Below are 12,282 nucleotides of genomic sequence, written 5' to 3'. Positions count from 1 at the left end.
TCAACCAGACTGTGCTTGCCTGACCTTGCGGGCCGTGCTTGGCTGTGCCTAACCATCAAGGTGGTTGAACCAAGGGAACAAAGAAATGCAGATTTCAAGATGGATCGCATCGGCAGCAACAGCTGCCATGCTGGTGATGGCTGCCGGGTCCTTGTCGGCGCAAGCACAGGAAAAGTTGAAGATCGCCACCGAAGGCGCCTATCCGCCGTTCAACACCATCACCGCGGATGGCAAGCTCACCGGCTTCGACATCGACATCGCCAATGCGCTTTGCGCTCAGATGAAGGTCGAATGCGAACTTGTCACGCAGGACTGGGACGGCATGATCCCGGCGCTCCAGGCCAGAAAGTTCGACGCCATCATCGCGTCCATGAGCATTACCGAGGAGCGCAAGAAGCAGGTCTCCTTCACCAACAAATATTATACCACGCCGCTTTCGCTGGTGGCGTTGAAGGACAGCGATATTGCCTCGACCGAACCCGCCGCACTCGCCGGCAAGACAGTCGGCGCTCAGGCTTCGACCACCCAGGCCGACTATGCCCAGGATGTCTATAGCAAAGCCGGCGCCGAGGCGAAGCTCTATCCGACCCAGGAGGAGGCGGTCGCCGACCTGATGAACGGCCGTCTCGATGCCGTCCTTTCAGACAAATTCGTGCTGATGGACTGGATGAAGAAGTCGAGCGACGGCTGCTGCAAGATGGTCGGCGACGTCAAGGGCACCGAGACCGAAGCCGGTATCGCCGTGCGCAAGGAAGACAATGCGCTGCGCGAGAAGCTCAACGCCGCGATCGATGCGATCGTCGCAGATGGCACCTACAAGAAGATCCAGGCCAAATATTTCGATTTCGATATTTATTGAGGCTGCCAATCTCCCCCCTTGAGGGGGAGATGGCCGGCAGGCCAGAGGGGGTCGCTGCGCGTAAAGTGCCAACGCCGTTCCGCCACGGGAGACGGCGTTCGCGCTTTATGTGAGACGACCCCCTCTGTCACCTTCGGCGACATCCCCCCTCAAGGGAGATCACACAATCAAAGCGCCTTCACCGCCACCGTCACCGGTTGCTCGATTTCAAGCGGGTTGCGCAGCGGCAGGCCAAAATCCTTGGCCTCGATCTCGAACACGTCGCCGGCTTCGGTCCTGATGCCGTCGGCGAAGGACAGTGTCGCCGTGCCGAACATGTGCACATGAACGTCGCCCGGCTGGCGGAAGGCCGAATATTTGAAGTGGTGATGTTCGAGATTGGCGATGGTGTGCGACATGTTCGCCTCGCCCGACAGGAACGGCTTTTCCCACAGCAGCTTGCCGTCGCGGAGGATGCGCGAGGTACCCCTGACGTCGGAGGGCAGGTCGCCGATCAGGATTTCCGGCCCGAACGAAGCGTTGCGCAGCTTGGAATGCGCGAGGAAAAGATAGTTCACGCGCTCGGTGATATGGTCGGAAAACTCGTTTGACAGTGTGAAGCCGACGCGGAACGGGACGCCGTCGTCGCCGATGACATAGATGCCGGCGACTTCCGGCTCCTCGCCGGCATCCTGGGCGAAGGCGGGCGACAGAAGTGCCGCACCGGGCGCCACCGCCATGGTGCCGTTGCCCTTGTAGAACCACTCTGGCTGCACGCCCGCCTGGCCCTTGGCGGGCTTGCCGCCCTCCAGCCCCATGCGGAACATCTTCATTGAATCGGTGAGCTGCTCTTCGCGATCGGCATCGAGTTTCTTGTGCATGGCATCGCGGGTCGCGGCGGAGCCGAGATGGGTCAGCCCGGTGCCGGTGAGATGAAGATGCGCCGGGTCGGGATGGTTGATCGGCGACAACAGCCGCCCCTTCTTGTATGCGGCATCGAGGTCGACCGCTTCACCGAAGCCTTTGCGCTCGATGAGGGCGACAAGTCCGGTGCCGGTGCGCGCGGCCTCCATCGCCAGCGAATAGACGCTGCGGGCGCCGTTGATTATCCGGGTCTTGCCGCCGTTGCGGGCAACGACGCGAATGGTCTCTGCGTCGTCGAGGATCTGGGAGATCAGCATGATGTACCCTCTCTCAATTGCCTTTGGCCCGGCTGCCGGGTTGGCAAACCTTGACCAGCGCGGCTCGGATGGGATCCGCGCCACTGGTGAACTCTTCGTCCGGATTGCGCTCGCGGGCCCGGTCCCCTTGGGGGACTTCTTTGCGCCGCCCGGCAGCGCCGCGATGTGACCCGTGCCTCCTAAAAGCGCGCCGCGTTTGAAAAGCGGCCCGCTCTAATCCTTGTTTTCATGCATGCCGTTGTCCCAACACGCTGCACACGTTGGCGACATGCATGAGTCCCCTCGCCCTCAAGCCTTGTTCTTGTTGTAGACGTCGAAGACCACGGCGCCGAGCAGCACCAGGCCCTTGACCACCTGTTGCCAATCGACATTGACGCCCATGATCGACATGCCGTTGTTCATGACGCCCATGATGAAACCGCCCACCACCGCGCCTATAACTTGACCGACGCCGCCCATCGCCGAAGCGCCGCCGATGAACACAGCGGCGATGACGTCGAGCTCGCTGCCGAGGCCGGCCGCCGGCACCGCCTGGCCAAGGCGCGCCGCAATGATCAGCCCGCCGAGCGCCGAGAGCACGCCCATATTGATGAACACCATCAGGGTCAGCCGCTCGGTCTTGATACCCGATAGCTGAGCCGCCTTGGCATTGCCGCCCATTGCGTAGATACGGCGGCCGACCGTCATGCGTTTGGTGACGAAGACGAACAGCGCGATCAGCACGCCCATCACTACGAGAACGATTGGCAGACCTCTGTAGGTGGCGAATTGGTAGACCAGAAAAAGCGCCAGAGCGCTGGTCACCAGGGTCTTGACGACGAACAGCGTGAAGGGTTCGGCTTCGTAGCCATGCCGCTCGCGGCTGCGCCGTGCCCTGAGCCCGAAATAGGCATAGGCGAGCACGGCAACGAGGCCGATCACGATCGTCGTCATGTGCAGCGTCAGCCCGCTGCCGACGATGGTCTTGCCGGCGGCGTTCACGACCGGCGGGATCAGCGTCAACGAGCCGATCACGTCCGGGATGAAGCCGGAACTGAGCGCCTTGAAGCCGGCTGGAAGCGGCCCCACGGAGGACCCGCCACCCAGCAGCGCTTGGCAGATGCCGCGGAAGATCAGCATCCCCGCCAGCGTGACGATGAAGCTCGGTATTCGGTGATAGGCGATCCAGTAGCCTTGTCCCGCGCCGATCGCGCCGCCGATGATCAGGCAGATGATCGACACCACCAGCGGATTGCTGAAAGGGCCGAGCGGCCAGATGACCATCATCATCGCCGCTAGCGCGCCGATGAAACCGGCGACGGACCCGACGCTGAGATCGATATGGCCGGAGACGATCACCAGCAGCATGCCCAGCGCCATCACGATGATGAAGCTGTTCTGCTGCACCAGGTTACTCAAGTTCACCGGCTTGAACAGCGTTCCGGACGTCGTGTACTGGAAGAATACCATGATGGCGATAAGCGCCAGGATCAGGCCGTATTCGCGCAGGTTGGTGACCAGCGCCGAGACGGCAACGCGCGGCCCCTGCTGCACATCTTCGGCGACGCCGCTTTTCGGGACGGGAGCGCTTTCGGTGCTCATGATGCTTTTCCTTCTCCGCGAACGATGGCGCGCATGATCTTTTCCTGGCTGGCGTCGCTCGCCGCCATTTCGCCGACGATACGTCCTTCGTTCATGACATAGATGCGGTCGGTGATGCCGAGCAGTTCGGGCATCTCCGACGAGATGACGATGATCGCCTTACCCTCCGAGGCGAGACGCGCGATGATCGTGTAGATTTCATACTTGGCGCCGACGTCGATGCCGCGCGTCGGCTCGTCGAGGATCAGCACCTCCGGATTGGCGAACAGCCACTTCGACAGCACCACCTTCTGTTGATTGCCGCCCGATAGATTGCCGGTCATCTGATAAACGCTGGACGAGCGGATGTTGGTTTTGGCCTTGTAGTCGTTGGCGACGGCCAGCTCGCGCATGTCGTCGATCACGCTATGGCGCGACACGCCGGGAAGATTGGCCAGCGTGATGTTGTGCTTGATATGATCGATCAGGTTGAGACCGTAGGTCTTGCGGTCCTCGGTGACGTAAGCGATGCCGTGTTCCACGGCCTTGCTGACAGAGGAGACATCGATGGGCTTGCCCTTGAGCAGCACCTCGCCCGTGATGCGGCGGCCATAGGAGCGGCCGAACAGGCTCATCGCGAATTCGGTGCGTCCGGCGCCCATCAGCCCGGCGATACCCACCACCTCGCCCTTGCGGACGTCGATGTCGATGCCTTTGATCACTTGCCGCTCGGCATGGATCGGGTGATAGACCGACCAGTTCCTCACCTGGAGCACGATCTCACCGATCTCGGGCTCGCGCGACGGATAACGGTCGTCTAGCGAGCGGCCGACCATCGAGGTGATGATGCGGTCTTCCGAAATGTCTTTCTTGGCCAGCGTCTCGATGGTCCGCCCGTCGCGGATGATCGTCACCTTGTCGGCGACCCGGTTGACCTCGTTGAGCTTGTGCGAGATCAGGATCGAGGTGATGCCATGCCGCTTGAATTCCAGAAGCAGGTCGAGCAGCGCCTGGCTGTCCTTTTCGGACAGGCTCGCCGTCGGTTCGTCGAGGATCAGCAGCTGCACTTCCTTGCTGAGCGCCTTGGCGATCTCGACCAGTTGCTGCTTGCCGACGCCGATATTGGTGATCAGCGTCTTGGGGTCTTCCTTAAGGCCCACCTTCTTGAGCAGAGCGCTGGTGCGCGTCTCGTTGGCGTTCCAGTCGATGACACCGTATCTGGCATGCTCGTTGCCGAGAAAGATGTTTTCGGCGATCGACAGCATCGGAACCAGCGCGAGTTCCTGGTGGATGATGACGATGCCCCGGCGCTCGCTGTCGTGAATGCCCTTGAAATGGCACTCATCGCCGCGATAGATGATTTCGCCGTCATAAGTGCCGGATGGATACACGCCCGACAGCACCTTCATCAACGTCGACTTGCCGGCGCCGTTCTCGCCGACAACGGCGTGAATCTCGCCTTCCTCGACGCTTAGGTTGACATTCGACAGCGCCTTGACGCCGGGAAACGTCTTGGTGATGTCACGCATCTCCAAAATCGTCGAGGCCATCAGGAATACCACTCCTCCGAGGTCCCGAAACAATACCGGGGTCGCTCGCTAACGAAAAGGGGCCCTGCGTTACGCAGGACCCCGGGTTTACAACTGCCGTTACTTCAGCTCTTCGGCCTTGATGTAGCCGGAATCGACCACCAGGGCCTGGTAGTTCGACTTGTCTACCTCATGCGGCGTCAGCAGGATCGAGGGGACGACCTTGACGTCGTTGTTGTAGGTCGTGGTGTCGAGGCCTTCCGGCTTGCCGCCCGAGAGCACCTTGTCGACGAGCTCGACCGTCGCCTTGGCGAGTTCGCGGGTGTCCTTGAACACCGTCGAGTACTGCTCGCCGGCGATGATCGCCTTGACCGAAGCGGTTTCGGCGTCCTGGCCGGTGACAATTGGCCAGGGCTGATCGGCCGTGCCGTAACCGACTGCGCGCAACGAGGCGATGATGCCGCGCGACAGACCGTCATACGGCGAGAGCACGCCATCGACGCGGCTGCCATCCGAGTAGTTGGCGGACAGCAGATTGTCCATGCGGGCCTGGGCGGTCGCCGCCAGCCAGCGAAGCGTGCCGACCTTGTCCATGCCCATCTGGCCGGACTTGACCACGAGGGTCTTGTCGTCGATCAGTGGCTGCAGAACGGACATCGCGCCGTCGTAGAAGAAGAAGGCGTTGTTGTCGTCCGGCGAACCGCCGAACAGCTCGATGTTGAATGGACCCTTGTTTTCCGGATAGCCAAGGCCCTTGAGCAGCGATTTGGCCTGAATGACGCCGACGCCGAAATTGTCGAACGTGGTGTAGTAGTCGACATTCGGGGTCTTCTTGATCAGCCGGTCATAGGCGACGACGACGACGCCGGCGTCAGCCGCCTTCTGCAGCGCGTCCGACATCGTGGTGCCGTCGATCGAGGCGATGATCAGTGCCTTCGGGCCCTTGGTGATTTCGTTTTCCAGCTGGCTGAGCTGATTGGGGATATCGTCCTGCGCATACTGCAGATCGACAGTGTAGCCCAGAGCCTCGAGCTGGGACTTGACGGCGTCGCCGTCGTTGATCCAGCGCTGCGAGGTCTTGGTGGGCATCAGCACGCCGATGAGGCCTTCGCCTGCCTGCGCCGGGACCGTCATGGCCGCGATGCTAAGGGCCGCGACGGCGGCCAGTGTCTTGATGATCTTCACATTAACTCTCCCTTGTTGATGGACGCGCACCCTGGGTTTCGTGGGCCGCGCGATCGTGCAGGGGCGCCAAACGCGCCGCTGCCGCCATATCGATCTCCGGTATCCTCCCAATCGGCCCCGAGACTCTGGTTCCAGTCGATGCGATTTTTCTCGCTGGCGACGCTCAAGCCTCAGGACGCGCAAAGGGTGTGGCTCTTTGCCATAACTGTCAAATGCGATCTTTGATGGTTGCTATACCGAAACTGATATATTGAAAGCCGACGAAGACCTCGCCGGATTGCCGGCCGGCGATGAGTGGGGAGCAAACAAAGACCATGGCAGCGCTGCGGAATCCTGGTGGACTTTCAGCCAGTTACGAAGAACCCCCTGGCGACGGAGAAACCCTGCTGCGCAGCGGCCTCAGCCTGCGCCACATGCGTATGATCGCAGCCCTCGATGACCATGGCCGGGTCAGCGCGGCAGCCCAGGTCATGAACATTTCGCAGCCCGCCGCCTCGCGCATGATCGCCGAGATGGAGGCGGTGCTCGATGTCAAGCTGTGCGAAAGGCTGCCGCGTGGCATCACGCTGACGCCCTATGGCAAGGCATTGGCGAGGCGCGCACGTTCGATCCTGCTTGAGATGCGTGAAGTCGACCGCGAGATATCCGAGCTCAAGGCGGGCAAGGGCGGCTCGGTATTCCTCGGCGCGGTGACGGCCCCTGCGATCGAGCTCGCCGTGCCGGCGATCCGCGAAATCCGGCGCATCTATCCGCGCATCGAGATCACCATGCAGGTCGAGACCTCCAATGTGCTGGCGCGCGAGCTGATCGCCACGCGTCACGATTTCATCATCGCGCGCATCCCCGACGATCTCAATCCACGGCTGTTCGAGGCCCGCGTCATCGGTGTCGAAAAAGCCTGCCTGATCGTGCGCCGCGGCCACGCGCTTGCTAAGGGCAAAGCCGTGCGGCTGGAGGAGACCGCCGCCTACGACTGGGTTTTCCAGTCGGGCGGCTCGCCGTTGCGCCAGGCGATGGAAAGCAATTTCCTGAACCGCAACATCGCGCTACCGGACCGCATCCTCAACACCAGCTCGCTGCTGCTGACCCTGGTCATGGTCGCGCAGTCGGACGCCATCGCGCCGGTGTCGATCCAGGTGGCGAAATTCATCCAGAATCCCGAGGGGCTGGCCGGCGCCATCGACGTCGTCCAGACCGAATTCGACATCGAGGTCAGGCCTTACAGTCTGATCACCGTAAAAAATCGCGTGCTGTCGCCGGCGGCCAAGATGCTGCACGACTTTATTTTAAGAGAGGTAGGCTGACGGCGTTAAATCAAGCAATCCATCGCCAATCCGTTGGACAGCTATCGCAGCTGCACGGCGCTTCGTCATGTCGCTTCAATTCAGAATATCGCTGGAGCGAAGGAACCACACAGGGCAGTGCCGCGTCATAGAGGCGGGCTCTTGTTGCAGTCCCAGCGAGGCTATCGATGATCAGGTTTCTCCTCGTCTTAGCCGCGACGCTTGCCCTGGCATGCGGCGGGACGGGGGCAGCCAAGCTGGACCTAACCACCGTCAATCAGGCCCAGTTCGCCGCCGGAGAACCGAAGGGTGTCGATCCGACCGTGCTGAAGGCGCAGATTCTCTTGGATCGCGCCCGCTTCTCGCCTGGGCTGATTGACGGTAGCTTTTCAGCGAACTTCGCCAAGGCAGTCGGCGCCTTTCAGGCGGCGAACGGACTCCCTCCCGATGGCAAGCTCACCCCGCAGACCTGGAGCAAGCTCATGGCAACCTCCACCGACCCGGTGCTGGTCACCTATGAGGTAGCGCGCAAGGATGTGCGCGGACCCTTCACCAGGCGTATTCCGGCTCGCATGGAGAGGATGGCCCGTCTGCGGCGGCTCGGCTATCGCACTGCGGCGGAGAGGCTGGCGGAGCGCTTCCATATCAGCGAACAGTTGCTCAGGATGCTCAATCCGGGCATCGGCTTCAGGAAGGCCGGCACGACCTTGGTGGTGCCTGATATTGGCCGGGGCGATCCTCCCGCTGGCGTTGCCGGCATTGAGGTCGACAAGGGCGCTCGCCTGGTGCGCGTGCTCGACCCTTCCGGCAAATGGCTCGCAGTCTACCCGGCCTCGATTGGAAGCGATGAAAACCCGGCGCCAAGCGGCATGGCGGAGGTCAAGCGCGTGGTGCGCAACCCAACCTATCACTATGATCCGGACTTCGCTTTCAAGGGTGTCAAGATCAAGCGGCCCTTCACCATCGCTGCCGGGCCGAACAATCCGGTGGGATCGGTCTGGATCGATCTCTCCATCGAAAGCTACGGCATCCACGGCACGCCCGAACCGGGCAAGATCGGCACGACCTTCTCACATGGCTGCATCCGACTGACCAACTGGGATGCCGAAGATCTCGGCTCGATGGTGCAGCCGGGCACGAAAGTCGAATTCAAGAACGAGACCGCCCACACCGTCGACGAGCTTGCTCCGTAGCAAAGCGGATTGGCCAGCAGACCTGTTCCGCAGGCCATTCCTGAGGAAAGTCGCAGAGAATTTGTGGACCTCGGACATCCCAAGTCGAAAGGGATCGGGTCGGGAGTTCCAGATCCATTGAACATCAGAGTCCTATGGACCAGGCCCGTCATTCAGGCCGGTGGCGATGCGATCAGGCGGTAGAAGACCCGTCCGACGAGCCCGGCAAACGATCGCGAACGGCTTCCTCGGTTCGCTTTGCGGTCGATTCCACAACTTTGCCGACCTTGCCTGCTAACGTATCGGTATCTCCACCCGAGCCTTGCCGGTCGGCCTCTTCCTTGACCGTTTCGTAGGCCTCGGCGGCAACTTGCTTTGCTTGCTCCAGGCCCGTTTCGAAAACCTCCGCCGCGCTGTCGCGAATTTTGTCGCGATAGGCGCCAAGTTGCTCGTCCTCTGTGGCTGTGTGGGGCAGCATCACCCCGATGGCAGTGCCCAGCGCAAGGCCGACTACGGCGATAGCCAACGGCTCGCGCTCGAAGAACTCTTGTGCCGATTGGCGCGTCCGAGCCGCTATCTCGCTGGCGCTTGCGCCGAGCTGGCCGGCGGTGTTTGTCATCCTCTCCTTGGCGCCCGTTGCTGCGTTTGCTGCAGCTTCGGCGGCGCTACTCGCCGCTGATGTAACCGAACCGGCGGTCTCTGAGAGCATCGCCCCGATTCCGGACCCTTCGCTACCCTCGCTAAAATCATCGCCGCGCAGATCGGAGAAAGCGTCAGAAGCCATGCCTCTCCGATAGCCAGCGGCAGCTGAGTTGGTTGCCGTCGGGCCGTTGCCGAGCATCAGCCAGGCCAGGCCGGCTCCAATCAATGTCAGCGGCAACGGGTTGTCCCTGACCTGCGACTTGAGGTTGCCAAGCATGGCGGATCCCTCGCGGCCGGCGAACATTCCGGTAAATTCGTCGATCAATTGACCCGGTGTCATCTTGCTGCGGATCGAATCGGCGGTGTCTGCTACTTTCGCTCGGGCGATGTCGGCATCGCGTTCGAGCTCGGCTGCGGATTTGTCGCTCATCTTATTTGATCCTTGATCACGCGCGCGTCGCGCTTGAGTTGGTCTTGTGTGCGATCGGGCGTCAGCTCGGAAGGAGCCATGCTTTTCGTGCCAGAGCGCAAGAGAATGATTCCCAGTACCGCGACGACGATCCCGACCAGCAGCGAGGACCATCCCGCTCCCAGGCCGGCACTCGCCAGGGCGATTACGAGTGCTTGCAAAAGCACCATCAAGGCCGCGAGAAGGCATATGGCACCGGCCAGAACCTCGGCTGCGCCTGCGCCGGCCTTGCTGATTTTTTCCGACATTTCGGCCCGCAACAGCCTACTTTCGGTTTGAAGCAGGGTTGTGACCTGCTGTGCCAGATCGCTGACGAGGGTTGCGAGGCCGCGACTTTCCTGATTGTTGGTCATGGGTTCCGCTCCAGGCTTGCGCCGGCCCAGTCGTCACCGGCCAAATCTTCACCGGCCAAGTCATCGCCGGCCCTGTCGTCCCTAGGCTGGTTGAAGCGGGGCGGCGTAGTGTCAGGTGCCTCTGCCGATCGCGTAGCAGACTCATCCGAGTTCGAAACCGTCTGTGAACCCCCGTCTGTCTGCGATCGACGCTGTGTCTCGGTCCGGGCAGATGGTGGCGAGCTCTTGATAAACCGGCCCAGCGCCAAGCCTGCCAATACTGAACCGGCGATAAGCGCCCCTGAATTTTCGCGGCCGAACGACCGCATCTCGCCAAGAACATCTTCGAATGGTTTGTCCTTCAACGAAGATGAAAGGCGCTCAAGTGAGCCGGCGGCATCGAGGGTGAACTTCGAAGCGGTCCGTTGATCATTATTGGCCAGATGCTCGCTTGCTGCTCGCAATGCTCCGCTAAAGGCCTTTAGGTTGGAGCTGATATCGCGCTGTGTTCCCTCGGCCTTGTCGAACAACGCCTGCTTGGCTTCAGCAGCGTAGTCGCCCGCCTTCCTGGTGAGTTCGTCGCGAGCGTCCTGTAGCGCCTCTGTCGCGGTCTGCGTTTCCTGCTGGAACCGCTCGGACAGTTCGCTTTTGGCTGTTTCGAAATCGGCCGGCTTACGGCCCTGATCGTCTTCGCGCTGCATGGTATTCTCCTAATGGAATCCGAGGAAGGAGAGGATCGCAAGCACGACGACGACAAGGCCGATGAGATAAATGACACTGTTCATGGTGGCAATCTCCTCCATTGCCTAACGAACTTGCCGGGGGCAAACAAGTTCCATCACTTCCAGCTAAATTAGCGATAGTGAAGCAACCGGCGAGCCCGGTGAACTCTCTTGGAAGTTCCCACGCGCCGTGTGCCGAGACGCGGACCCAGCCGGCCGTGCGGAGATTGGCCCGCCTCTGCGCATCGGATTTCAAGGGCTCAGGTTAGGCTAGTATAATAAAGCACCACGTCTAGCTCTCATTAAGGTCAAAGCTCACAGGAAGGTTGTAGTCTATTGCACGATTGGCAATCATGTTCGCTAGGTCGGAATCAGAGACCGAGCATGCCGGAACAATCTGTTTGAGCGCCTTAACGGCGAGGCCCGTCGATATGAAACTATGGCGCCGCCTGCGAATATTTACGTAATGTTCGATGAGGTTGTCGAGTTCACGCATGTGCAATCCTTCTTTGACCGTCAACCGTGTCAATTGAACCCAGCTGTAATCGATCCGGAGCGAAAGCTCATTCACATTGTTTAGTTGACGAGAAATCTTGATGCCGCATTAGCGCGTTGACGCGTCCTGGCCGACGCGGTCACCGAGGTTCATGGAAGAGATTGAGGTAGGTCGTATCAAAGTCGGCCAGTAAGGCCAATCGCTGGAAATCCAGGATAACAATCCTCCTGTCTTTCCAGCTAACCAGGTCCTTCGCACGAAGTTCCTGCAGCGTCCGGTTCACGTGAACTACTGATAGACCAAGCACGTCGCCCAATTCCGCCTGGGTCAGTGGAATCGCGAACGTCTGGTCAGAGGCCAATCCAACTATCTCTAACCGGACATACAACTCGCAGATTATATGTGCGAGATGCTGTTTGGCGGAGCGACGCCCGAGGCAGGTTATCCAGGTCCTTTGGATTGAGGCATCGATAGTCGTCGAAAGCCAGAGCATCCGGGTGAGATGTGGACTTCCACCCATTGCTGTGAGCAGGTCTTTGTGTCGAATGAAAACAACATCGCACGAACCCAGCGCGCTCACGCTGTGATCCATCACTTTTAGCAGTAAACTATGCAGATCGACAAAGTCTCCCGGCACGTGAATTGCCGTTATTTGACGCTTTCCTTCCCGAATAGCCTGGTTTCGAACTGCGAAACCATTCGCGAGAAGACAGCTTTCGGCGGGGCGGGAACCCTCCCTGACGATCTCCTCATCATGTCCAAAAGTCACCGGCCGGACTGGAAGAGCCTCAATAAGCGCGACTTCGTCTGGCGGCAAGGCGTCGCGGCGGTCAAGCATGCGAACCAAGAGGTCTTTGCCAAACATCGCGGTCC

13 protein-coding genes are annotated in these 12,282 nt (G+C 60.6%); 4 read left to right on the top strand and 9 right to left on the bottom strand.

Features of this window, described 5'->3' with window-relative positions; genetic code table 11:
* Nucleotides 1-85 precede the first annotated feature (85 nt).
* Nucleotides 86-859 (top strand): ABC transporter substrate-binding protein, encoded by a 774-nt coding sequence (locus A9K68_RS30910; RefSeq protein ID WP_065006119.1) that lies wholly within the window; start codon nucleotides 86-88, stop codon nucleotides 857-859.
* Nucleotides 860-1,026: 167 nt separating this feature from the next.
* Here A9K68_RS30910 and araD1 read toward each other — a convergent pair whose 3' ends face one another.
* Nucleotides 1,027-2,019: an AraD1 family protein gene (gene araD1 / locus A9K68_RS30905; RefSeq protein ID WP_065005834.1), complete on the bottom strand. Its 993-nt coding sequence runs from the start codon at nucleotides 2,017-2,019 to the stop codon at nucleotides 1,027-1,029.
* Between araD1 and A9K68_RS30900 the strand changes: the two genes are divergently transcribed.
* Nucleotides 2,018-2,188, top strand: a complete 171-nt coding sequence (locus tag A9K68_RS30900) for a hypothetical protein (protein WP_156768168.1) — start codon at nucleotides 2,018-2,020, stop codon at nucleotides 2,186-2,188. The two genes, araD1 and A9K68_RS30900, sit on opposite strands and share 2 nt — an antisense overlap.
* A 119-nt stretch (nucleotides 2,189-2,307) precedes the next feature.
* Here A9K68_RS30900 and mmsB read toward each other — a convergent pair whose 3' ends face one another.
* The 3 genes from mmsB to chvE form a co-directional block, all read right to left on the bottom strand.
* Nucleotides 2,308-3,600, bottom strand: a complete 1,293-nt coding sequence (mmsB, locus tag A9K68_RS30895; protein ID WP_029356823.1) for a multiple monosaccharide ABC transporter permease — start codon at nucleotides 3,598-3,600, stop codon at nucleotides 2,308-2,310.
* On the bottom strand, nucleotides 3,597-5,129 hold the full coding sequence (mmsA, locus tag A9K68_RS30890) for a multiple monosaccharide ABC transporter ATP-binding protein (protein ID WP_029356820.1): 1,533 nt from the start codon (nucleotides 5,127-5,129) through the stop codon (nucleotides 3,597-3,599). The genes mmsB and mmsA overlap by 4 nt, the downstream gene beginning before the upstream one ends.
* Before the next feature lie 99 nt (nucleotides 5,130-5,228).
* Nucleotides 5,229-6,293 (bottom strand): multiple monosaccharide ABC transporter substrate-binding protein, encoded by a 1,065-nt coding sequence (chvE, locus tag A9K68_RS30885; protein WP_029356817.1) that lies wholly within the window; start codon nucleotides 6,291-6,293, stop codon nucleotides 5,229-5,231.
* A gap of 314 nt (nucleotides 6,294-6,607) precedes the next feature.
* Here chvE and A9K68_RS30880 point away from each other — a divergent pair, with 314 nt between their 5' ends.
* Both A9K68_RS30880 and A9K68_RS30875 read left to right on the top strand, forming a co-directional pair.
* Nucleotides 6,608-7,597, top strand: a complete 990-nt coding sequence (locus tag A9K68_RS30880; protein ID WP_029356814.1) for a LysR family transcriptional regulator — start codon at nucleotides 6,608-6,610, stop codon at nucleotides 7,595-7,597.
* A 167-nt stretch (nucleotides 7,598-7,764) separates the two neighbouring features.
* Nucleotides 7,765-8,769: a L,D-transpeptidase gene (locus A9K68_RS30875; RefSeq protein WP_065005833.1), complete on the top strand. Its 1,005-nt coding sequence runs from the start codon at nucleotides 7,765-7,767 to the stop codon at nucleotides 8,767-8,769.
* Between the two features lie 172 nt (nucleotides 8,770-8,941).
* Here the strand turns inward: A9K68_RS30875 and A9K68_RS30870 are convergent, their stop codons facing one another.
* The 5 genes from A9K68_RS30870 to A9K68_RS30850 form a co-directional block, all read right to left on the bottom strand.
* Complete coding sequence (locus tag A9K68_RS30870) at nucleotides 8,942-9,820, bottom strand: hypothetical protein (protein ID WP_065005832.1); 879 nt, start codon at nucleotides 9,818-9,820, stop codon at nucleotides 8,942-8,944.
* The gene (locus tag A9K68_RS30865) at nucleotides 9,817-10,212 is read right to left on the bottom strand and encodes a phage holin family protein (protein WP_065005831.1); all 396 of its coding nucleotides are present in this window, start codon (nucleotides 10,210-10,212) and stop codon (nucleotides 9,817-9,819) included. The genes A9K68_RS30870 and A9K68_RS30865 overlap by 4 nt, the downstream gene beginning before the upstream one ends.
* Nucleotides 10,209-10,892, bottom strand: coding sequence for a hypothetical protein (locus tag A9K68_RS30860; RefSeq protein ID WP_203546875.1), 684 nt, complete (start codon nucleotides 10,890-10,892; stop codon nucleotides 10,209-10,211). Before A9K68_RS30860 ends, A9K68_RS30865 begins: the two co-directional genes overlap by 4 nt.
* A 313-nt stretch (nucleotides 10,893-11,205) precedes the next feature.
* Nucleotides 11,206-11,409: a hypothetical protein gene (locus A9K68_RS30855; RefSeq protein ID WP_095517063.1), complete on the bottom strand. Its 204-nt coding sequence runs from the start codon at nucleotides 11,407-11,409 to the stop codon at nucleotides 11,206-11,208.
* A 139-nt stretch (nucleotides 11,410-11,548) separates the two neighbouring features.
* Entirely contained in the window at nucleotides 11,549-12,274 is a 726-nt protein-coding gene (locus tag A9K68_RS30850; protein WP_065005829.1) for a Crp/Fnr family transcriptional regulator, read from the bottom strand.
* Between the last annotated feature and the right edge of the window lie 8 nt (nucleotides 12,275-12,282).

The organism is Mesorhizobium sp. AA22 (assembly GCF_001672375.2).
Taxonomy (GTDB): domain Bacteria; phylum Pseudomonadota; class Alphaproteobacteria; order Rhizobiales; family Rhizobiaceae; genus Mesorhizobium; species Mesorhizobium wenxiniae.
Note: the sequence above shows the minus strand (reverse complement) of the source record. Positions and strands in the feature narration are given on the sequence as shown.

Bases quoted from the DNA above. Each gene is read 5' to 3' on its own strand.
- araD1 (WP_065005834.1), bottom strand. From the start codon at position 2,019: ATGCTGATCTCCCAGATCCTCGACGACGCAGAGACCATTCGCGTCGTT.
- A9K68_RS30910 (WP_065006119.1), top strand. From the start codon at position 86: ATGCAGATTTCAAGATGGATCGCATCGGCAGCAACAGCTGCCATGCTG.
- A9K68_RS30900 (WP_156768168.1), top strand. From the start codon at position 2,018: ATGATGTACCCTCTCTCAATTGCCTTTGGCCCGGCTGCCGGGTTGGCA.
- A9K68_RS30870 (WP_065005832.1), bottom strand. From the start codon at position 9,820: ATGAGCGACAAATCCGCAGCCGAGCTCGAACGCGATGCCGACATCGCC.
- mmsA (WP_029356820.1), bottom strand. From the start codon at position 5,129: ATGGCCTCGACGATTTTGGAGATGCGTGACATCACCAAGACGTTTCCC.
- A9K68_RS30865 (WP_065005831.1), bottom strand. From the start codon at position 10,212: ATGACCAACAATCAGGAAAGTCGCGGCCTCGCAACCCTCGTCAGCGAT.
- A9K68_RS30860 (WP_203546875.1), bottom strand. From the start codon at position 10,892: ATGCAGCGCGAAGACGATCAGGGCCGTAAGCCGGCCGATTTCGAAACA.
- A9K68_RS30880 (WP_029356814.1), top strand. From the start codon at position 6,608: ATGGCAGCGCTGCGGAATCCTGGTGGACTTTCAGCCAGTTACGAAGAA.
- A9K68_RS30875 (WP_065005833.1), top strand. From the start codon at position 7,765: ATGATCAGGTTTCTCCTCGTCTTAGCCGCGACGCTTGCCCTGGCATGC.
- mmsB (WP_029356823.1), bottom strand. From the start codon at position 3,600: ATGAGCACCGAAAGCGCTCCCGTCCCGAAAAGCGGCGTCGCCGAAGAT.
- A9K68_RS30855 (WP_095517063.1), bottom strand. From the start codon at position 11,409: ATGCGTGAACTCGACAACCTCATCGAACATTACGTAAATATTCGCAGG.
- A9K68_RS30850 (WP_065005829.1), bottom strand. From the start codon at position 12,274: ATGTTTGGCAAAGACCTCTTGGTTCGCATGCTTGACCGCCGCGACGCC.